This is a genomic window from Actinoplanes flavus (genome assembly GCF_017592555.1).
Lineage (GTDB): Bacteria > Actinomycetota > Actinomycetes > Mycobacteriales > Micromonosporaceae > Actinoplanes > Actinoplanes flavus.
In genome coordinates this window covers 270,612-290,813 of record NZ_JAGFNS010000009.1, presented here as the reverse complement: position 1 = coordinate 290,813, position 20,202 = coordinate 270,612, and the positions used below count along the sequence as shown (strand labels likewise).

Here is a 20,202-nt window from a genome sequence, read left to right as displayed (position 1 = left end):
CGCCCCGCTGTCATGAAAGGGCCCGTTGTGGGTGCCGCTGAACCGGTCCTTACCGGTAGTGTTTCGTCATGGAACGGCGAATTTTCGGCCTCGAGACCGAGTACGGAGTCACGTGCACCTACCGGGGGCAGCGGCGGCTGTCTCCGGACGAGGTGGCCCGCTACCTGTTCCGCCGAGTGGTGTCCTGGGGACGCAGCAGCAACGTGTTCCTCCGTAACGGCGCACGCCTCTACCTCGATGTCGGTTCCCACCCTGAGTACGCGACCCCCGAATGCGACTCCGTCACCGACCTGGTCGCCCACGACCGGGCCGGCGAGCGGATCCTCGAAGGCCTGCTCGTCGACGCGGAGAAGCGTCTGCACGACGAGGGCATCGCGGGGGAGATCTACCTCTTCAAGAACAACACCGACTCCGCCGGCAACTCGTACGGCTGCCACGAGAACTACCTGGTCAGCCGGCACGGCGAGTTCGGCCGGCTGGCCGACGTGCTCATCCCGTTCCTGGTGACCCGCCAGCTCATCTGCGGCGCCGGCAAGGTGCTCCAGACCCCGCGCGGCGCGGTGTTCTGCCTCTCCCAGCGCGCCGAGCACATCTGGGAGGGCGTCTCCAGCGCCACCACCCGCTCCCGGCCGATCATCAACACCCGCGACGAGCCGCACGCGGACGCCGAACGCTACCGCCGCCTGCACGTGATCGTCGGCGACTCGAACATGAACGAGGTCACCACGCTGCTCAAGGTGGGCAGCGCCGACATCGTGCTGCGCATGATCGAGGCCGGCGTGGTGATGCGCGACCTGACCCTGGAGAACCCGATCCGGGCCATCCGCGAGGTCAGCCACGACATCACCGGCCGCCGCAAGATCCGCCTGGCGAACAACAAGGAGGTCTCCGCGCTGGAGATCCAGCAGGAGTATCTGGCGAAGGCCACCGAGTTCGTCGAGCGCCGCGGCGGCGACCCGGTCGCCAAGCGGGTCGTCGAGCTGTGGGGCCGCGTCCTCGCCGCGATCGAGAGCGGCGACCTCGACCCGGTCTCCCGCGAGATCGACTGGGTCTCCAAGTACAAGCTGATCGAGCGCTACCAGGCCAAGCACGAGATCCCGATGTCACACCCGCGGATCGCCCAGCTCGACCTGGCCTACCACGACGTGCGCCGGGGCCGCGGCCTCTACGCGCTCATGGAGAAGCGCAAACAGGTCGACCGGATCGCCAACGACCTGCAGATCTTCGAGGCCAAGGAGACGCCCCCGCAGACCACGCGGGCGCGCCTGCGCGGCGAGTTCATCAAGCACGCCCAGGAGAAGCGGCGCGACTTCACCGTCGACTGGGTGCACCTCAAGCTCAACGACCAGGCGCAGCGCACGGTCCTCTGCAAGGACCCGTTCCGCGCCTACGACGAGCGGGTGGAGCGGCTGATCGCCAGCATGTGATCACGGCGGGCTAGGCTGGCCGGGTCATGACGATGCCCGGCCAGCCCGAACCACCCGAGCGCTCCGAGCACGAGGTGCGCTCCCGCCGGCACGAACGCCGCCGCGAGAAGATCTACCGCGACATCCAGCGCGCCCGTGCCGGCAACCATCGCATCCCCACGTGGGTGCTGGCCGCCGTCCTCGGCCTCATTCTGGCCGGCTGGGCCTACCTGATCATCACGTCCTGAGACCCCGAAGATCAAAATCGGGCTGTCGTGGCATCGAAGGAATCCTTTGCCGGACGGGGCAGCGGAGCCGTGCGGTGGTGCGGCAGGCTGGGCGGTATGAGTGACATCGTCGATCCCGCCGTCAACGACTACCTTCTCACCCACTGCACGCCCGCCGACGCGGTGCTGCGTGACCTGGCCGCCGAGACCTGGTCGAAGCTCGAACCGGAGGCGGCCGGGATGCAGATCTCGCATGACGAGGGCGCCCTGCTCACCATGCTGGTCCGGCTCACCGGGGTGGACTACGCGGTCGAGGTCGGCACCTTCACCGGCTACTCGTCGATCTGTATCGCCCGGGGGCTGCGGCCGGGCGGCCGGTTGCTGGCGTGCGACGTCTCCGAGGAGTGGACGTCGGTGGCGCGCGACTACTGGGAGCGTGCCGGGCTGACCGACCGGATCGAGCTGCGGATCGCCCCGGCGATCGAGACGCTGCGCGCTCTCGCCCCGGACCCGGTGATCGACTTCGGGTTCGTGGACGCCGACAAGACCGGCTACCCGGACTACTACGCCGAGCTGGTGCCCCGGCTGCGGCCCGGCGGTCTGCTGGTCTTCGACAACGTGCTCCGCGGCGGCGGGGTGCTGAACCCGGCGAACGACGCGGACCGGGTGGTGGCCGCCCTCAACGATCTGATCGTCGCCGATGACCGGGTCGAGTCGGTGATGCTGCCGGTCCGCGACGGGGTGACCCTGATCCGCAAACGGGACTGACCGCAGGGGCGGCGACCGGGTCGAGGTGGCGGCCGGTCAGGCCAGCAGCGCCGCCGCGTGCCGGCCCGCGGCCGCGGCCGCGAGGAAGTAGCCGTGGTCCTGGTCCAGCTTGCGGCCCATCGTGGAGAGCGGGACCGGGGCGGCCCGCAGCGCCGCGTCCAGGCCGCCGGTGGCGACGCGGACCAGGCGGTGCCGCCCGCTCAGCGGGGCGAGCGCGGCATCGACCAGGGCGGCCAGCTCGGGCTCCAGGCCGTCCGGCACCGGCAGGTCGGCGGGGACGAGGGCGACCTTCCCGTACGCCGTGAGGCTGTGATGCGACACGCCACGGTGCCGCTCGCGACCGTCGCCGTCGGAGATCCGCAGGGAGCCGACCGGCCGCCCGCCCAGCACCGCGACCGCGTTGACCGCCTCGCCCAGGGCCACCCCGGAGAAGCCCCAGGTGGTGCCGGTGCCCAGGTTGCCCGGCCCCTGGGCGACGATGGTCACGTCGGCGTGCAGCACGTGCCGGGCGGCGAGCAGCCCGGTGTGCACGGTGCTCGCCTCCAGGTCGCCGCCGAACGCCTGCCCCGTGGTGACCGTCCCGGCCAGATGGCCGCGCAGCCCGTCGAGAGTGCGGGAGAACCAGGCCGGCAGCGCCCCGCCGTCGGTCATCAGGTAGGCCACCCGGGCGTCCGGCCGGTCGGCGTGGACCCCGGCCAGGATCGCCGGCAGCGCCGAGTGCAGGTCGGCGGTGACCACCGGCATCCCGTCGATCGACTCGGCGGCGGCCAGCACCTCCCGGTACGGCGACGCCTCCTCGTCCACGCCCAGCCGGATCGCCTGCAACGGGGTGTAGCGGGCCTTTACGAGGTGTCCGTTGTCGCGGGTGGCGCCGTCGCCGGCCGGATCCGCGGGCAGCCGGTCGGGAAGGGCGACGACCAGCGCGTACCCTCCGGTGCCGAGGCCCATCACCAGCGCGCCGACGTTGAGCAGCACCCGGTCGCCGGGCTCCGGGCTGCCGACCAGGTCGGGGTAGGCGAGGGCACGCAGCGGGCCGTCGCCGGTGCTCACCTCCAGCTCGACGGCCCCGTGCCAGCTGCGCCGCACCGCCTGGACCGTCCCGGACCGCCATCGCACCATGCGGCGAACCCTACAAGGTGCGCCGGGCAGTGACGCCTGACAGTCCCGCGACCGGGTGCTGCTAGCGTTGCCACTCGTGTCGCGCACTCGTACCGAGCGCCTGGTGAATCTGGTCATCTGCCTCCTGTCGACGCGGCGGTTCCTGACCGCCGCGCAGATCGCCCTGACCGTGCCCGGTTACGAGCACGACCCGTCGGACCCACGCGACCACGAGGCGTTCCAGCGCAAGTTCGAACGGGACAAGGCCGAGCTGCGTGAGCTGGGCGTGCCCCTGGAGACCGGTACGGCGAGCATCTTCGACCAGGAGCCCGGCTACCGGATCGCCCAGCGGGAGTACGCGCTGCCCGACATCCTTCTCGAACCGGACGAGGCGGCCGCCGTCGGCATCGCGGCCCGCCTGTGGCAGCACGCCGGACTGGCCGCCGCCGCCTCGTCCGGGCTGGCCAAGCTGCGGGCCGCCGGCGTCGAGGTGGACCCGCAGGCGACCCTCGGCGTGGAGCCGGTGGTGACCGTCGACCCGTCGTTCGGGCCGCTCACCTCGGCCGCCCGGGAGCGCCGCGCGGTCACCTTCAAGTACCGGGTGCCCGAGGTCGACGATCCCAGCACCCGCCGCCTGGAGCCGTGGGGCGTGGTCTGCTGGCGCGGCCGGTGGTACGTGGTGGGCCACGACCGCGACCGGGCCGCCACCCGCTGTTTTCGCCTGTCCCGCATCGTCGGCGAGGTCAAGGCCACCGGCCGCCCGGGCGCCTTCGAGCCGCCCGTCGGCGCGGACCTGATCAGCCACGTGGCCCGCTCGTCCGGGCCGATCGCGCGCAACGGCCGGGCCACCGTGACGGTCCGCCCCGGCCGGGCCGCCGGGCTGCGCCGGATGGCCGCCGAGGTGACCCCGGGACCGGACGGCGACCGGCTGACCATCAGCTACGGCGACGTGGACTGGCTGGCCTCGCGGATCGCCGGGTACGGTCCGGACGCCCGCGCCGACGGCCCGCCCGAGCTGCGCGACGCCGTCATCCAGCACCTCAAAGAGATGATCACCCGGCACGAGACCCCGGCGGTGCCGGCATGAGCGCGCGGACGCCCTCCGCGGACCGGCTCGGGCGGCTGCTGAACCTGGTGCCGTACCTGCTGGCCCGGCCCGGGATCCTGATCTCCGAGGCGGCCGCCGACCTGGCCGTCACCGACAAGCAGCTGCGCGAGGACCTGGAGCTGCTCTGGGTGTGCGGGCTGCCCGGCTACGGCCCCGGCGACCTGATCGACATGGCGATCGACGGCGACCACGTGACGATCAGCCACGACGCCGGCATGGACAAGCCGCTGCGGCTCAACCCGGACGAGGCCCTCGCCCTGGTGGTGGCGTTGCGGATGCTCGCCGAGACGCCCGGCATCGGCACCCGGGACGCGATCGAGCGGGCCCTCGCCAAGATCGAGAACGCGGCCGGTGACCTGGCGGACGCCCCGGTGGCCGTCAAGCTGCCGGCGAACCAGGAGCGGCTCGCCAAGGTCCGGGCCGCGGTCGCCTCCGGCAACGCGCTGCGGCTCACCTACTACACCCCGTCGCGGGACGAGACCACCGATCGGGTGGTCGACCCGATGCGGATGCTGATGGTCGGCGGCTTCAACTACCTGGAGGCGTGGTGCCGCCGGGCCGAGGCGACCCGGCTGTTCCGGATCGACCGGATCGACGCGTTCACCGAGCTGGACGAGCCGTCCGCGCCGCCGGTCGGCGCGGTGCCGCACGACGTCACCGGCGGCGTCTTCCACCCCGGCCCGGAGCTGCCGCTGGTCACCCTGCGGGTGGGCCGCGGCGGGCGCTGGATCACCGAGTACTACCCGGTCGAGCAGGTCGTCCGGGAGGGCCCGGAGTGGCTGGTCACGATGCGGGTCACCGACCTCGGCTGGGCGCAGCGGTTCCTGGCCGGGCAGGGCCGTGACGTCACCGTGGTGGGCCCGCCCGAGCTGCTGGAACGGATCCGTGCCCAGGCCGCGACCGCCCTCGACCAGTACGCCGCGCCGCACGGCCTCGCGGCGGACCGGCCGGCGGCCGGATAGGGTGGCCGCGTGCTGATGTGGGTCTGGATCGCCGTGGTGGCGGTCGCGCTGATCGTCATGATCGTCGCCGGGACGAGACTGCTCGGGCGGCTGAGGGTCCTGGAGCGCGCGGCCCGGCGGCTGCAGCACCGCCAGGAGCAGGCGCTCGCCCTGCAGGCCAAGGCCGAGGTGATGCAGGAGACGATGCTCGCCGTGCAGGGGCGGGCCGAGCGGGCGCAGGAGACGGTGGAGCAGATCAAAGCCGGTCTCGGCCGCCGGTAGGCAGTTCCCGGCCCGTTGTCCGGACCTTCCGAAGATCATAAGAAACCGGAAGGATGCGGAGGGCAACATCCCGGGGATCCACACGTACGATGGACCCCGCAACCTGATCCGACCGACTGGAGTCTCCCATGGGCGCCCTCAAGCCATGGCACATCATTGTTCTCGTTGTTGTGCTGATCCTGCTCTTCGGCGCGAAGCGACTGCCGGATGCGGCGCGGTCCCTCGGCCGTTCGCTGCGGATCATCAAGGCGGAAACCAAGGGCCTCGTCGACGACGACAACAACGTCGCGGAGAAGGCTGAGCCGCAGCATAGCCGCACCCCGCTCCAGGGCGAGGTGCAGCAGCCGTACCAGCAGCAGGGTTACCAGCAGCCGCAGCAGCCGCCCGCCCAGCCGTACGTGGACCCGGTGCAGCGCACCAATGACCGCTGACCCGGGCCGATGGCACTGAGCCTTCGGAAGAACAAGGGACCCAGCAAGTTCCAGCAGGCCGCCGACGGCTCCATGACGCTCATCGAGCACGTCCGCGAGCTGCGTAACAGGCTCTTCATCGCGTCATTGGGGATCGTCGCCGGCCTGATCGTCGGCTTTGTCATCTCGCAGGACGTCTTTGCGATCCTCAAGGCACCGTACTGTGATCTGCCGAGCTCGGCGGACGCGACCGGTAGCTGCGAGTTCATCAGCCTCGCGGTGACCGACCAGCTGATGTTGCGCCTGAAGATCGCACTGTGGGTGGGTCTGATCGTTGGTGCGCCGGTCTGGCTCTATCAACTCTGGGCATTCGTCGCGCCCGGTTTGCACCGTCATGAGCGCAGGTGGGCGTATGTGTTCGTTGCGCTGGCCACGCCGCTGTTCCTCGCCGGTGCGACGCTCGCCTACTTCGTGATCGGTCACAGCCTCTCCTTCATCATGGAGGCCGGTGTGATCGGCGAGCCGACGAAACTGGAGGTCACCTCCTACGTCGGCTTCGTGATGAACATGCTGCTGCTGTTCGGCGCGGCGTTCGAGTTTCCGCTCCTGCTGCTTATGCTGAACTTCACCGGCGTGGTCAGCGCACGGCGGCTGCTGAGCTGGTGGCGGACGGTGGTCTTCCTGGCGTTCGTGTTCGCGGCAATCGCCACCCCTGACCCGGGCCCGTTCGGCATGACCCTCCTCGCGGCCTGCATCTCGGTGCTGTACTTCATCGCCGTCGGGGTTGCGTTCCTGAACGACAAGCGAAAGGGCCGCGGCAAGGAGATCTACGCCGGGCTCGACGACGACACGATCTCCCCGCTCGCCGAGGAGCGGGTGCCGGTCGGCGCGTCCGACCCGGTCGAGGCACCCACCGCCATCGACGCGCCGGCGCCGGTGGAGAAGCCGATGCCGATCGAACGCCGCTTCGACGACATGACCTGAGCCGGATCACTCCGCGGTGATCTCCCGCCGCCCGCGACGACCAGGATCGCGGGCGCCGGGGAATCACCCACCCCCGCACCGGCGGTGATCGCGATCGGGGGTACCTTCGCGGCTGTGACGAGCGACTTCATCGCGGTGCTGGCCAACCCCTCGGCGGGGCGGGGCCGGCACCGCGGTCTGCTTCCGGGGGTGTTGCAGGCCCTCGGGGCGGCCGGGCACACGGTCCGGCTCCTGGACGCCGGCAGCAGTGCCGAGGCCGAGCTGGCCTGCCACCGGGCGGTCGAGGACGGGGCCGCGGCCGTGGTGGCGGTCGGTGGCGACGGCACGGTGCACCGGGCCCTGCAGGCGGTCGCCGGGCAGCCGGTGGGCTTCGGGGTGGTGCCGGCCGGGACGGGCAACGATTTCGCGGGCGCGGTGGGCGTACCCCATGATCCGCTGAAGGCCGCGGAGGCGATCGCCGAGGCTCTCCGTGATCAGCGGGACCACCGGTTCGATCTGGCCCGGACCCGCGACGCCCGGGGTGAGCGGCGATGGTTCTGCGCGGTCCTGGCCGGCGGGTTCGACGCGCTGGTCAACGAGCGCGCCAACCGGATGCGCCGGCCGTCCGGACCGCGCCGCTACGACCTGGCGATCGTGCTGGAGCTGGCCCGGCTGCGGGCCCGTGACTACACGGTGACCATCGACGGCGCCGTCCATCATCTGCGGGGCGAGATCGTGGCGGTGGGCAACTGTCCCAGCTACGGCGGCGGGCTGCGGATCGTGCCGGACGCCGACCCGGCGGACGGCCTGCTCGACGTCATCTTCGCGACCACGCTCGGCCGCGCGGCGATCACGCGGCTGAAGCCGCGCCTGCGCAACGGCACCCACGTCACCGATCCGCGGATCACCGTGCTGCGGGCGCGCGAGGTGCGGATCGAGGCGGAGGGCATCATCGGGTACGCCGACGGCGAGCGTCTCGGCCCCCTGCCGGTCGAGGTGAGCTGTGTGCCGGGTGCGGTCCGGTTGCTCCGTTGACCCGGGGGTCAGATCTCGCCGGGCGCGCCGAACCGTAGGGCATGACGAACTCGATCGGCAGCAGCGTCCCGTCGGTGGCCACCCGCGCGGCCTCGCTGTTCGGCGGCGCCAGGGAGACGCTCAAGGCGATCGCCGAGGCGGCGGTCCCGTCGCCGGACGAGACGCCGGCCGCGGACGCGGTGAAGAAGGGCCGTCAGGGGACCGTCCTGGACTGTTACGCCTGACCGGCCAGCGCCAGTGACAGCACCGCGGACAGGCCGTTCGGCCGGCCCGGGTCGGCGGCGGGCAGCACCAGCGCGGCCAGTCCCGCGTCGACGGCGCCCGCGTCGGCCGGGGTGTCGCCGACCATGAGCGCCCGCTCCGGGTCGACGCCGAGCAGGCCGCACGCCCGGTAGAAGATCATCGGGTCGGGCTTGATCCGCCCGATCTCGTAACTGAGCGCGTAACCGTCGACGAACCCGTCCAGCCCCCAGGCGGCGAACAGCGGCCGGATGTCGAAGGCGATGTTGCTGACCACCGCCACCTTCACCCCGGCCTCGTGGAGTTTGCGCAGCGTCGGTTCGGTCTCCGGGTACGGCAGCCAGCCCTCCGGCAGCAGCAGCCGCTCGTAGAGGGCGTCCGCGAGCCCCGCCACGTCGGTGTGGACGGTCGCGGCCAGGCCGGTGTAGGCGGCGCGGTGACTGTGCGGGTACAGGTCCCGGTCGGCCCAGTGCTCGGCCAGGTGCGGCGGCACCCGGTGCGGCAGCGGTCCGCCGGCCCGCCCGGCGGTCGTCAGACGGTCGGCCAGGACCGTCGCCCTACCCCGGTCCAGTTCGGTCCCGCACGCGGCGGCCGCGGCGATCACCCAGGTCAGCGGGTCCTCCACCTGGGCGAGTGTGCCGTGGAAGTCGAAGAGCACGGCCTCGACGGGCCGCACCGGACGGTTTGGAGGATTCGAGGCAAGCGGCACGCCGTGCACCTTACCGACCGGTCCCGGTGGCCCTCGCGGCCCTATACCGTGCTGCGAATTGTCGTACGCACGAACTAGCCTTGGGTCATGACTAGTCCCGCCGAGAAGTACGCGGCATCCAGACGGCGGGCGGCGCGGGTCGCCACCTATCCGGCCCTCGAGGATTTCATGCTCGACGTCGGCTTCGACCTGGACGATTTCCAGCGCGAGGCCTGCCAGGTGCTGGAGCGTGGCAGCGGGGTCCTGGTCTGCGCTCCGACCGGCGCCGGCAAGACCGTGGTCGGCGAGTTCGCGGTGCACCTGGCGCTGCGCTCGGGGGAGCGCAAGTGCTTCTACACCACGCCGATCAAGGCGCTGTCCAATCAGAAATACCACGATCTCGTGGCCCGCTACGGCGCCGACAAGGTCGGCCTGCTGACCGGCGACAACGCGATCAACGGGGACGCCCCGGTGGTGGTGATGACCACCGAGGTGCTGCGCAACATGCTCTACGCCGGCTCCGACCAGCTGCGCAATCTGGCCTATGTGGTGATGGACGAGGTGCACTACCTCGCCGACCGGTTCCGGGGCGCGGTCTGGGAAGAGGTGATCATCCACCTCCCGGCGTCGGTCACCCTGGTCTCGCTGTCCGCGACGGTCAGCAACTACGAGGAGTTCGCCGACTGGCTGGTCACCGTCCGCGGGCAGACCGAGGTGGTGGTCAGCGAGCACCGGCCGGTGCCGCTCTGGCAGCACATGCTGGTCGGCCGGCGGATGTTCGACCTGTTCCACGACGCCGACGCGGCCCGCAAGCACGACGTCCATCCCGAGCTGCTGCGCTACACCCGGGAGATGGACCGGCGCATGGAGCTGACCGACCGCGCCGGCGGGTGGGCCGGGCGGGGCGGCCGGGCCCGCCGCTGGCAGCCCCCGCCGCGGCCCGAGGTGGTCGACCGCCTGGAGCGGGCCGGGCTGCTGCCGGCGATCCTGTTCATCTTCAGCCGGGCCGGCTGTGACGCGGCGGTCAAGCAGTGCCTCGACGCCGGGCTGCGGCTCACCGACCCGGAGGAGCGGGCCGAGATCCGCCGGATCGTGTCGGCCAAGGTGGCCGCCATCCCGTCCGAGGACCTGTCGGTCCTGGGCTACTGGGAGTGGCTCGACGGCCTGGAGCGCGGCGTCGCCGCCCACCACGCCGGCATGCTTCCCGCCTTCAAGGAGGCGGTCGAGGAGTGCTTCGTCAAGGGCCTGGTCAAGGCGGTGTTCGCCACCGAGACGCTGGCGCTGGGCATCAACATGCCGGCCCGCTGCGTGGTGCTGGAGCGCCTGGTCAAGTTCAACGGCGAGGCGCACGTCGACCTCACCCCCGGTGAGTACACGCAGTTGACCGGCCGGGCCGGGCGCCGCGGCATCGACGTCGAGGGCCACGCCGTGGTGCTGTGGAGCCCCGACGTGGACCCGCGTCACGTGGCCGGGCTCGCCTCCACGCGGACCTATCCGTTGCGGTCGTCGTTCCGGCCGTCGTACAACATGGCGGTCAACCTGGTCGGCTCGGTCGGCGCGGAGAAGTCCCGGGAGCTGCTGGAGTCGTCGTTCGCCCAGTTCCAGGCGGACCGGTCGGTGGTCGGCCTGGCCCGGCAGGTGCAGCGCAACGTCGAGACGATGGAGACGTATGCCGAGGACGCCGCCTGCCACCACGGCGACTTCGACGAGTATTTCGGGATCCGGGTGGCCATCGCCGACCGGGAGAAGTCGCTGTCGCGCCAGGGCGTCCAGCAGCGCCGGTCGGCGGCCGTCGACTCACTGGAGCGGCTGCGGACCGGCGACGTGATCCGGGTGCCGCAGGGCCGCCGGGCCGGGCTGGCCGTGGTCGTCGAGCCGGCGACCGGTGGGTTCGGGGAGCCGCGGCCGCTGGTGCTCACCCAGGACCGGTGGGCCGGCCGGGTCAGCCCCGGCGACTTCGGCGGGCAGGTCGAGGTGCTGGCCCGGGTGCGGGTGCCGAAGAACTTCAACCACCGCTCGCCGGGCGCCCGCCGGGATCTGGCCGCCCAGGTCAGCGCCACCGGCCTGGACCGGCATCCGGACCGTCGCCGGAGCGGCCGCAGCCGCGCCAACCCGGGGGAGGACGCCGAGATCGCGCTGCTCAAGACGAGGATGCGGCAGCACCCCTGCCACTCCTGCCCGGAGCGGGAGGAGCACGCCCGCTGGGCCGAGCGGCGGCACCGTCTGCACCGTGACACCGAGACGTTGCGGGCCAAGGTGGCCGGGCGCACCGGCTCGCTCGCCCGGACGTTCGACCAGGTGTGCGCGGTCCTGACCGCCCGCGGCTACCTCTCGTCCGACGGCGAGGTGACCGAGGCCGGCCGGATGCTCGGCCGGATCTGGTCGGAGGCCGACCTGCTGGTCGCCGAGTGCCTGCGCCAGGACGTGTGGGAGGGTCTGGCCCCCGAGGAGCTGGCCGCCGCCGTGTCGATGGTGCTCTACGAGTCGCGCCGGGAGGGCGAGGACCGCGCCTCGGTGCCGAAGGGCCCGGTCAGCGGCGCCGTCGACGCCTGCGCCAAGCTGTGGGGCGAGATCGCGGCCGACGAGTCGGAGCACGGCCTGTCGCTGACCCGCGAGCCCGACGCCGGCTTCGTCTGGCCGATGTACCGCTGGGCCCGTGGCGAGCCGCTGGCCCGGGTGCTGGCCAGCGGCCACTACGACGCCGACATGCCGGCCGGCGATTTCGTCCGGTGGGCCCGCCAGGTGCTCGACCTGCTCGGCCAGCTGAAGGACGCGTCCGCCGCCACGCCGAGCGTGAAGGAGACGGCCCGCAAGGCGATCAAGGCGGTCAACCGGGGGGTGCTGGCTCTGCAGAGCGCCCTGTAGATCGTGGCGGATGGTGAATCACCGTTGACGCTATCTCCCGGATAATCCAAGAATTGCGGCGGCGGCATCGATGTCGCTGATTTCCGGGAGAAGAGGGTATGAGCGCGGGTTCACCGCACCTGATCGGGTGGTCCGGCGATGCGGTGGCGGATTCGGTGCTGGCCGTCATCGACGCGGACACCGCGGTCATCGAGCTGTCCGTGTGGGGCGGCTGGGACCGGCGACGGTCGGTGCAAGCCCGTACGGTGCTGGACAAATGCCTGGCCGAGCACCCGACCGGGGTGATCGTGGACCTGCACCGGCTGCGTGACCCGCACGCGGTGAGCGCGCCGCTGTGGCTGACCGCGTGCGCCCAGGGGGCCGCCCTGCAACCGCCGGTCGCGGTCGCCGTCTGCGTGCCGGCGAACGCGCCGGTGGCCCGGCGGCTGCGGCGTCTCGGCGCCCGGGACTGGCTGGTGCTGTACGCGACCGTGTCGCAGGCCCGGGCCGCGCTGGCCGGCCGCAACGCGCTGCCGGACCGGCTGCACCTGGCGCTGCCCCCGGACCCGGCGGCCGCGATGCAGGCCCGGTCACTGGTCTCCGACGCCTGCGCCGGCTGGGGCCTGGGCCACCTGTGCGAACGGGCCCGCCTGGTGATCTCCGAGCTGGTGGTGAACGCGGCCGAGCACGCCGGCACCGACATCGAGGTGGTGGTGTCGTCGCGCGGCTCCGGGCCGGCGGCCGCGCTGCACCTGGCCGTCTACGACGGTGACCTGGTGCTGCCCCGGGTCTGTGATCCGGTGCCCGGCCCGCTCGGCCCGTCGCTGGTCGACCGGGGCCTGGGGCTGCGGATCGTCGGGTCGGCGGCGTCGGCGTGGGGCGCCCTGCCGGCCCGCGGCGGCAAGCTGGTCTGGGCGATCATCCGGGCCCGTCCGGAGGCGCCGTCGTGACCGGCACACGGATCGCCGGCAGCCGGGAGGGCGACCGTCTGCTGATCACCCTCCAGGGCAGCCTGGACGCCATGTCGGTGGAGGCGTTGCAGACCCAGCTCTACGACCTGACCCAGGTGCACGACCTGATCGGTCTCGGCGACCCGGTCCGGCAGATCCACATCGACGTGGCCGGCGTGGACTTCTGCGACGCGGCCGGGTTGCGGATGCTGGTGGCGGCCCGCCGGGTGGCGGAGGCCCGGCAGGCGACCTGCCACCTGCACGATCCGCAGCCGCACCTGCGGTGGCTGTTGCGCGCCACCCGGGCCGCCGACCTCTTCGACATGTGACCCCGGCCGTTACTTCTTGTCGTAGTAGAAGTCCCAGGCCTCGCCGTAGTTGGACGGCTTCTTCACCCCGGAGGGCTTGCCGTGGCCGCTGAGCCGGGTGGTCATCTTCAGCGCGCCGTCGCTGTCGCGCAGCGTCACACCGATGGAGGTGACCCAGCCGGCCGCGTCGGTGGTCGCGGTGAACTGGGCGTTGCCGCCGAACCAGACCGAGATGGCCGGGGTGCCGACCGGCAGGAAGCCGTCGTTGAACTTGTCGCCCTCGATGTCGAGGGTGCCGGCGTACGCGTTCGGCCCGGTGCTGCGGACCTGGTCGACCGACGAGGTGAACCGGGACAGGCCGGTCGGGTCGGTCATGTCGAACCAGTACAGTGAGTCCTTCTTGATCCGCTTCAGGTCCAGGTGCACCCAGGTCTCGTTGCTCTTCTCCCGCGAGTACAGGTCGGTGCCGACCACGATCCGCTGGCTCTGCTCGGTCTCCTTACCGGTGATCTTGTACTTGACGCTGAGGCGTTTCGCCTTCGGGTCGAAGGTGCCGGAGCCGGCGACCTTCTGCTTGTCCGGCACGTCACCGGTCACGCTGAACCGGTAGGTGCTCGCGCGTGACTTCTCCAGCGCGGCGAGCAACTGGTCCCGGGCCGGGGCGCCGGACGGGCTCGGCGCGGCGGCCGCCGAGGTGGACTCGGTGCCCGGCGTGGACGCGGGCGCGGCCGACCGCGAGGTGGCCGGCGTGGTGCACCCGGCGGCCAGCGCGACGGTGGCGAGAGCGAGCAGGGCAGGGCGAGATGGCGACATTTAGTTCCCCCATGGATCGACGCATCGGAAACCCTATGTGATCGCGCGACCCGTATAGGTACAGTCCAGCGCGGGGTGCGGTCAAGGTCACGCCCGGGCGCCCAGCGCTCTCTGGTCTCTAGTTTCTTCATAATGGAGGCAAGTTTCAGGCGGCGCGGGGCAGGCGGGCGTGGTCGCAGTCGTCGACGTTGCGGGTGATGGTGACCAGTGCGGCGCGTAGGTCCGGTGGGGCTTGGAATTGGTCGGCGCTGGTGAGTGGGACCAGGAGCCGGTTGTAGACCTTGGTGTAGAAGATCGCGATGCGGATGCCGTCCGGGGTGAGGGTGTAGCGGTTGTTGTCGGCACGGGCCTTGGCCTGCAGGTCGTCCAGCTTGGGTAGCCGGGCGTGGCAGCCCAGGTCGCGGGGTGTGTTGACGACGGTCTCGATGCGCAGGGCGCGGCCGTCTTTGAGGTATTGCTTGATCCGGGAGTGTTTGTAGAAGACGTTGAGCAGCACGCCGCCGTTGTCGCGGCGGTCGATGGCGGTGCGGAAGGTGCCGCGGGTGTCGCGGCGGACCTTGCGGCCGAAGATGATTTCGACGTTGTGCGGGCGGCCGAGGTCGAGGTTGTCGACGATGAGGGCTTCGAAGAAGCCGCGGCCGTGCCGAGGTGCGTCGAACACGATGGTGCTGGACGACTCCCGCCGAAGCCCTCGACGAACATCTACGATCTCTTAACAGGCCGATGTTGCGACGACCAGTTGAATCTGAGCAATACACCAGCGCCCAGCGAGCCCGCCTCGCCAAGCGGCACGGCGTGCGGCTGAGCGTACGGCGGGTCGTCGACCGGCGCGGCGGCCCCGACGGCGTCCTGGTCGTCGACGCAGTGGCCGAGCACATGATCCACTGGACCGCGGTTGCTGGAATGCTCGAGTGCCTCAGCTGCGGCGGACCCGCCAACGCCAAGCTGCTACATAACCGAGTGCCACGAAGCTCACAAATAGATACATTGACGGCTATTTGGTCTTCCGCTAGGCTGCGTTCGCGCGTTAAAGCGTGCAGAATGGATATCTCGACCTAAAGGAGAGATGTGAGGAAGACCGCAATGGGCGCCGTTACGGCTGCAACTGGCCTTGCTTTGAGCGCTTTGACGCTAGCCTGGGGCACACCCGCATACGCCCACGACGTCAGAGAGTACGGCCCAAAGTTCTGCGGGGCGGCCGGTTTGACCGACTGCGGCTACGGGCAGGTTCGAGACAGTCATCAAATCATTGATGCATGCGATACCGTTGCTGACGGTTATGGCTATAGCGTCAACTATTGGCTTCGCTCGGGAGCCTCGGGGCGGGTTGGAGACTCCAATGGTGCATCGGCCGGTTGTGGCATCCAGCGGGTAGGAAGCGCCGCTAACCCGATTGTGGAATTCCAGGTATGTTCTACCGGGCGAACCTGCTACGCAAGAAGAAGCGCCTAACTCCTTCAGGTAAGCCGCGGTCGTTTATTCAAGTAGGGTACGGTTCGAAATGGCTCCAGTAAGGCTCATTTTTTGACTACCCTGATGCGAGTGTTTGATCTGGCAGCATGCAGCTAGTGCTAATCTCAGCGATAGGGCAGAGGTCGCGAGGCTCGCGAGCTGCATCTACGGTGTCCAGCGCCGATGCTCTTCGTGATGCGACTATGGGCTTATCAGAGGCTATAAGGATCCGCAAAGCTTAGAAAATGAGATGACTCGACCATAATCCCGTCGGGAAGTTGCAGAAGTTTAAATGCGTCACAGGCTAGGGAAACGGCCCCGGTGCTAGCGGAAGCGCTGAACGGGGCCGGTTCTCATTGTGACTAACTGCGGCAGCCGCCGTTCGTGATGTAGCTTCGGATCCGCCGGAATAGGTGCGGCCACCGCATGATCGTCTGCGCGTTGTGGATACAACATCAGAGGGCATTCAATTTGTACTTGATCTACTAGTACGTACCTCTCTGGGTAAGTGTTGTTTCGTCCGCTATTCGGCGGCTGATATTCGCCCATCTCAATGTCGATCTGACCGCCCTCGCCAGGGTCAAAGCCGGCCGCGATCCGCAGCCCACCGCTGCCGTAATCGATACGCAGAGCGTGAAGACATTCACCAACCCGCCGACTGCGACGCAAGGAACCGACGCCACCAAAAAGATCGTCGGCCGTAAGCGCAGCGTAGTCACAGACACGCTGGGCTTCCTGCTGGTAGTCATCGTCGTGGCCGCATCCGTGACCGAGAACCGCGCCGGCATCCAGGCACTGGACCAGCCCTTCGCCGACGAGTCCGGCATGACGCTGAGACCAGCCTGGGCCCGCACCTGGGCCCGGCGAGGCACCACCCCGATCGTCAAGGTCGCCGGCCGCGGCGGCCGCAAACTCTCCTTCGCCGGAATCGTCGCCTATCGCACCGGACAACGGCCGCGCATCATCTACCGCGCCATGGTCCACCGAGGACGTAAAGGCGAACCGAAAGGCTTCGGCGAAGACCACTTCGCCGACCTGTTCGACACCGCCCACCAGCAACTACGCGGCCCGATCGTGCTGCTCTGGGACGGACTGCCCGCCCATAAGTCCGCCAAGATGCGCGCCCTCATCGCCGCCCGACCCTGACTGCGCGTCTACCGGCTGCCCGGCTACGCCCCCGAACTCAACCCGGTCGAGAACATGTGGTCCAGCCTCAAACGCGGCATGACCAACCTCGCCCCCGGCGGCATCGACGACCTACTCCGCATCACCAAGAACCGTCTCAAACGCATGCAGTACCGGCCCACCCTCGCCTTCGGATTCCTCACCACCAGCGGACTGGCACCACCCTGACCCTGACCTCAAAAGCTCAGTAGAAGATGGGTTCATAACCACCTGTTGATCGCGGCGATCTGCACGGTGGCCAGGTAGCGCACGGCTAGCTTGTCGAACCGGGTGGCTACGGCCCGATGCTGTTTGAGCAGGCTGATGCCCCGTTCGACAGCGTTACGCAACCGGTAGTCGGCGGGGTCGAAGGCCGGTGGGCGACCACCGGCCGAGCCCTTCTTACGCCGGTTCGCGGCCTGGTCCGGGGCCGCCCGGACCCGAGCCGGGGCACCCGGATGCCTTCCAACACCGCCACGAACTGCGGGCTGTCGCCCCACTGGCCGGCCGTTACCAGCAACGACATCGGCCGGCAGCCCTGCTCACAGGACAGATGCAACTTCGTGGTGAACCCGCCCCGCGACCGGCCCAACGCGTGATCGTCCGGCTCGGCCGGTCCGACACCACCCGGCGGCTGCACCTGCGATCCGCTGTCACGCCGGGCGCCGGCGGCGTGCTGATGCGCCCGGGCGGTGGTCGAGTCGACGCTGACATCCCAGGTGATCAGCCCGGCCGCATCGGCGAGAGCTTGCAGCCCGGTGAGGATCTGCGCCCACACCCCGGCCCGCTGCCAGCAGCGGAACAGTCCATAGACGCTCTGCCACGGCCCGTACTGCGGCGGCACGTCACGCCAGGGCACCCCGGCCCGCACCCGCCACCTGATCCCATCGATGAGCTGCCATCTCGTCCAGATCGGCGGGCGCCCTGGCTTCTTACCGACAGGCAGCAACTCGTCGGTCAGGTCGAACCGCCCCGCCACCGGTATGGTGTCCACGAGGTCTCCGGGGGTCTTCGGTTTGCTTGGTCGCTAACCGATCTACCGGAGACCTCTTCACATATCGATCACCGACACACCCGAACAACCGACACGGCCAGCCGCTTCTTAAACACGGCCTAGGTGTAGAGGGCGTCCAATTGCGACCGGTAACGCTTCTCGGCCACCCGGCGGCGCAGCTTCATCGACGGGGTGAGCAGGCCGCTCTCCACGTCCAGATGCTCGTCGATGATGACGAATCTCTTGACCGTCTCCCACGGGTTGAGAGCGGCGTTCAACCGCTCGACGCAGGCCGCGACCTCGGCCTCCACCTCGGGCGTACGGGTGACCTCCGGATCCAGGTCGATCAGCGCGGTGATGTACTTCCGGCCGTCGCCGTGGATCAGGATCTGGCTCACCAGCGGGCAGATCGCCTTGAACCTCGCCTCGATCGCCTGCGGGGCCACGTACTTGCCGTTCGACGTCTTGATCAGGTCCTTCTTGCGGTCGGTGATCCGCAGCGAGCCGCCCTCGCTGATCTCGCCGATGTCGCCGGTGTGCAGCCAGCCGTCCACCAGGGTCTCGCTGGAGTCCAGCCCGTGGTAGCCGCTCATGATGCCGGGGCCGCGCAGCAGGACCTCGCCGTCCTCGGCGATCCGTACGTCGGTGCCGGGCAGCGGGCGGCCCACGGTGCCGTACTCCGGGGCCTCAGGGCGGTTGAAGACCGTGGTGGCGCAGGACTCGGTCATGCCGTACCCCTCGGCTACCGGCAGGCCGAGCGCGCCGAACCAGGCCGCGATGTCGGGGGAGAGGGCGGCGGCGCCGGAGATGAAGAACCGCATCCGCCCGCCGAACCGGGCCCGCACCTTCGACAGCACCAGCCGGTCGGCCAGCACGTTGCGGTGCCCGGCCTTGACCGCCCAGGCGAACAGGCGGCCCTTGAGACCGCCGCCGACCGACGCGCCGACCCCGGCGTACACCTTCTCGAAGATCCGCGGCACGGCCGGCATGATGGTCGGCCGCACCTCGGCGAGCCGCTGCACGATCCGGCTCACGTCGCCGTCCACGGCGAACTCGAAGCCCACCGACAGCTGGCAGGCCAGCAGCGCCTTGCCGAAGGCGTGCGACAGCGGCAGCCACAGGTAGCCGACGTCGTCGGGCCGCAGGAAGCCCATCGCCTGGATGGCCAGGCCCTGGTAGACCCACGCGCCGTGGCTGATCCGCACGCCCTTGGGCAGGCCGGTGGTGCCGGAGGTGTAGATCAGCGTGGCCAGGTCGTCCGGGCCGACCGCGCCGGTGGTCCGCAGCACCAGCTCCGGGTCGGCGGCCAGCGCCTTCCGGCCGGTGGCCCGCAGTTCGCCGAGGCCGTCCATCCGGAACACCCGCTCGACGTGCGGGCCGACCTTCGCCTCCTGGGCGGCGTCCTCCACGAACGCGAACCGGCTGCCCGAGTCGGTGAGGATGTGCGCCACCTCCTCCGGCGACGACGACGGGTAGACGGTGGTGGTGGCGCCGCCCGCGCACATCACCCCGAAGTCCACCTCGATCCATTCGACGCGGGTGCCGGACGCGATCGCCACCCGGTCCTCCGGCCGCAGGCCCAGCGTGATCAGTCCCGCCGCGATCTCCCGGACCGCTGACGCGGTCTGCGCCCAGGTCTGGGCGATCCACTCACCATCGCTGCCGGGCCGGCGATAGGCCACGTCATCGGGGGTACGGTCGGCGCGCCGCAGGAACATCGCACCGAACGACGACGGGCTGTCCCGCCGCAGATCGTCGAGGCGGGCCTTCTCGTCCGCGGGCGCGGCACAGATCGTCACACTCTCTCCTCTGCTGGACTCTGCACCATCCGGCACAGCCAGGTGGACAGTTCGGGGACCAGGGCCGACAGGTCGGGCACGGGTTCGGCGTCGAGGGCGTCCGACGCGATCTGCCGCAGCGCGTGGATCGCCCCGATGTAGGCGCTCAGCGGGGTGTCCCCGGTCGTGCCGGGAAACCGCCGTTCCCGCAGCCCGCGGATGAACCCGGCCAGGTGGGTGATCGCGGCGCGCCGCCGGTCGCGGGCCGCCCGGCCCAGCGCGTCCATCTCCACCCCGAAGGCACGGGCCGCCACCAGGTCGCTCTCGCAGGTGCCCAGGTACGCGGCCACGAACTCGCGCACGCAGCCGGGCCAGTCCCCACCCCGGTCCGCCGCCACCGTCAGCCGGTCCAGGAACACCGCGATGAACCGGTCGTACGCGGCGTACACGCAGGCGTCCTTGTCGGCGAAGCACTCGTAGAACGCCGCCCTCGACACCGCGGCCCGGGCGCAGATCTCGCGCACCCCGAAGCCCCGGTAGCCCACGGCCGCCAGCAGCTCGGTGGCGGCGATCATCATCCGCTCCCGCTGGGCGGCGACCACCTGCTCACGGGCCAGCACGTGCCGGCCCCGGGGCAGGCCGGCCGGCACGGTGAAGATCACTCCGTCGGTGATCCGGTCCATCTGAGTACGCATTGTTACTTCAAGATTCGCATGACGTTCTCGTGACACGG

Annotated in this window: 20 protein-coding genes and 2 pseudogenes; 15 read left to right on the top strand and 7 right to left on the bottom strand. The window is 70.4% G+C overall.

The window, feature by feature from the left end; translation table 11 throughout:
• The first annotated feature begins 68 nt into the window (after nucleotides 1-68).
• The 3 genes from pafA to J5X75_RS16265 all read left to right on the top strand — a co-directional run bounded on the left by pafA (nucleotide 69) and on the right by J5X75_RS16265 (nucleotide 2,401).
• Nucleotides 69-1,427, top strand: coding sequence for a Pup--protein ligase (gene pafA / locus J5X75_RS16275; RefSeq protein ID WP_208468227.1), 1,359 nt, complete (start codon nucleotides 69-71; stop codon nucleotides 1,425-1,427).
• Between the two features lie 26 nt (nucleotides 1,428-1,453).
• Complete coding sequence (locus J5X75_RS16270) at nucleotides 1,454-1,654, top strand: hypothetical protein (protein ID WP_238488132.1); 201 nt, start codon at nucleotides 1,454-1,456, stop codon at nucleotides 1,652-1,654.
• Between the two features lie 96 nt (nucleotides 1,655-1,750).
• Nucleotides 1,751-2,401 (top strand): O-methyltransferase, encoded by a 651-nt coding sequence (locus J5X75_RS16265; protein ID WP_208468226.1) that lies wholly within the window; start codon nucleotides 1,751-1,753, stop codon nucleotides 2,399-2,401.
• A 36-nt stretch (nucleotides 2,402-2,437) separates the two neighbouring features.
• Here J5X75_RS16265 and J5X75_RS16260 read toward each other — a convergent pair whose 3' ends face one another.
• A complete protein-coding gene (locus tag J5X75_RS16260; protein ID WP_208468225.1) occupies nucleotides 2,438-3,520 on the bottom strand; it encodes a DUF3866 family protein in 1,083 nt (360 codons plus the stop codon).
• 76 nt (nucleotides 3,521-3,596) lie between these two features.
• On the opposite strand from J5X75_RS16260, the gene J5X75_RS16255 reads away from it, so the two are divergent.
• The 7 genes from J5X75_RS16255 to J5X75_RS16225 all read left to right on the top strand — a co-directional run bounded on the left by J5X75_RS16255 (nucleotide 3,597) and on the right by J5X75_RS16225 (nucleotide 8,462).
• Nucleotides 3,597-4,586 (top strand): helix-turn-helix transcriptional regulator, encoded by a 990-nt coding sequence (locus J5X75_RS16255; protein ID WP_208468224.1) that lies wholly within the window; start codon nucleotides 3,597-3,599, stop codon nucleotides 4,584-4,586.
• Nucleotides 4,583-5,569, top strand: coding sequence for a helix-turn-helix transcriptional regulator (locus J5X75_RS16250; RefSeq protein ID WP_208468223.1), 987 nt, complete (start codon nucleotides 4,583-4,585; stop codon nucleotides 5,567-5,569). Before J5X75_RS16255 ends, J5X75_RS16250 begins: the two co-directional genes overlap by 4 nt.
• A 15-nt stretch (nucleotides 5,570-5,584) precedes the next feature.
• The gene (locus J5X75_RS16245) at nucleotides 5,585-5,830 is read left to right on the top strand and encodes a hypothetical protein (protein ID WP_208468268.1); all 246 of its coding nucleotides are present in this window, start codon (nucleotides 5,585-5,587) and stop codon (nucleotides 5,828-5,830) included.
• A 128-nt stretch (nucleotides 5,831-5,958) separates the two neighbouring features.
• Nucleotides 5,959-6,261 carry a Sec-independent protein translocase subunit TatA gene (tatA, locus tag J5X75_RS16240; RefSeq protein ID WP_208468222.1) on the top strand — a complete coding sequence of 101 codons (303 nt, stop codon included), beginning with the start codon at nucleotides 5,959-5,961 and terminating at the stop codon, nucleotides 6,259-6,261.
• A 9-nt stretch (nucleotides 6,262-6,270) separates the two neighbouring features.
• Nucleotides 6,271-7,224 (top strand): twin-arginine translocase subunit TatC, encoded by a 954-nt coding sequence (gene tatC / locus J5X75_RS16235; RefSeq protein WP_208468221.1) that lies wholly within the window; start codon nucleotides 6,271-6,273, stop codon nucleotides 7,222-7,224.
• A gap of 84 nt (nucleotides 7,225-7,308) precedes the next feature.
• Nucleotides 7,309-8,238, top strand: a complete 930-nt coding sequence (locus tag J5X75_RS16230; RefSeq protein WP_372450889.1) for a diacylglycerol/lipid kinase family protein — start codon at nucleotides 7,309-7,311, stop codon at nucleotides 8,236-8,238.
• A 41-nt stretch (nucleotides 8,239-8,279) separates the two neighbouring features.
• Nucleotides 8,280-8,462: a hypothetical protein gene (locus tag J5X75_RS16225; RefSeq protein ID WP_208468219.1), complete on the top strand. Its 183-nt coding sequence runs from the start codon at nucleotides 8,280-8,282 to the stop codon at nucleotides 8,460-8,462.
• On the opposite strand, the gene J5X75_RS16220 is transcribed toward J5X75_RS16225, so the two are convergent.
• Nucleotides 8,453-9,196: an HAD family hydrolase gene (locus J5X75_RS16220; protein ID WP_307798110.1), complete on the bottom strand. Its 744-nt coding sequence runs from the start codon at nucleotides 9,194-9,196 to the stop codon at nucleotides 8,453-8,455. The genes J5X75_RS16225 and J5X75_RS16220 overlap by 10 nt on opposite strands.
• Nucleotides 9,197-9,274: 78 nt before the next feature.
• Between J5X75_RS16220 and J5X75_RS16215 the strand changes: the two genes are divergently transcribed.
• The 3 genes from J5X75_RS16215 (at nucleotide 9,275) to J5X75_RS16205 (ending at nucleotide 13,289) form a co-directional block, all read left to right on the top strand.
• On the top strand, nucleotides 9,275-12,031 hold the full coding sequence (locus J5X75_RS16215) for a DEAD/DEAH box helicase (protein WP_208468218.1): 2,757 nt from the start codon (nucleotides 9,275-9,277) through the stop codon (nucleotides 12,029-12,031).
• A 98-nt stretch (nucleotides 12,032-12,129) separates the two neighbouring features.
• Nucleotides 12,130-12,960 (top strand): ATP-binding protein, encoded by an 831-nt coding sequence (locus J5X75_RS16210; RefSeq protein ID WP_208468217.1) that lies wholly within the window; start codon nucleotides 12,130-12,132, stop codon nucleotides 12,958-12,960.
• On the top strand, nucleotides 12,957-13,289 hold the full coding sequence (locus tag J5X75_RS16205; RefSeq protein WP_208468216.1) for an STAS domain-containing protein: 333 nt from the start codon (nucleotides 12,957-12,959) through the stop codon (nucleotides 13,287-13,289). The genes J5X75_RS16210 and J5X75_RS16205 overlap by 4 nt, the downstream gene beginning before the upstream one ends.
• A 9-nt stretch (nucleotides 13,290-13,298) precedes the next feature.
• Here the strand turns inward: J5X75_RS16205 and J5X75_RS16200 are convergent, their stop codons facing one another.
• Together J5X75_RS16200 and J5X75_RS16195 are read right to left on the bottom strand one after the other, a co-directional pair.
• On the bottom strand, nucleotides 13,299-14,081 hold the full coding sequence (locus J5X75_RS16200) for a hypothetical protein (protein ID WP_208468215.1): 783 nt from the start codon (nucleotides 14,079-14,081) through the stop codon (nucleotides 13,299-13,301).
• 145 nt (nucleotides 14,082-14,226) lie between these two features.
• A complete protein-coding gene (locus tag J5X75_RS16195; RefSeq protein WP_208468214.1) occupies nucleotides 14,227-14,742 on the bottom strand; it encodes a hypothetical protein in 516 nt (171 codons plus the stop codon).
• A gap of 1,316 nt (nucleotides 14,743-16,058) precedes the next feature.
• On the opposite strand from J5X75_RS16195, the pseudogene J5X75_RS45475 reads away from it, so the two are divergent.
• A pseudogene (locus tag J5X75_RS45475) lies at nucleotides 16,059-16,754 on the top strand (IS630 family transposase); the annotation flags it as partial.
• Between the two features lie 3 nt (nucleotides 16,755-16,757).
• The gene (locus J5X75_RS45470) at nucleotides 16,758-16,886 is read left to right on the top strand and encodes a hypothetical protein (protein WP_274383559.1); all 129 of its coding nucleotides are present in this window, start codon (nucleotides 16,758-16,760) and stop codon (nucleotides 16,884-16,886) included.
• Nucleotides 16,887-16,918: 32 nt separating this feature from the next.
• On the opposite strand, the pseudogene J5X75_RS16185 reads toward J5X75_RS45470, so the two are convergent.
• The 3 genes and pseudogenes from J5X75_RS16185 to J5X75_RS16175 form a co-directional block, all read right to left on the bottom strand.
• Nucleotides 16,919-17,691 (bottom strand): annotated as a pseudogene (locus J5X75_RS16185) (IS5 family transposase).
• Between the two features lie 119 nt (nucleotides 17,692-17,810).
• Nucleotides 17,811-19,490 carry an AMP-dependent synthetase/ligase gene (locus J5X75_RS16180; protein ID WP_307798109.1) on the bottom strand — a complete coding sequence of 560 codons (1,680 nt, stop codon included), beginning with the start codon at nucleotides 19,488-19,490 and terminating at the stop codon, nucleotides 17,811-17,813.
• A complete protein-coding gene (locus tag J5X75_RS16175; protein ID WP_238488130.1) occupies nucleotides 19,487-20,164 on the bottom strand; it encodes a TetR/AcrR family transcriptional regulator in 678 nt (225 codons plus the stop codon). Before J5X75_RS16175 ends, J5X75_RS16180 begins: the two co-directional genes overlap by 4 nt.
• Nucleotides 20,165-20,202: the final 38 nt, after the last annotated feature.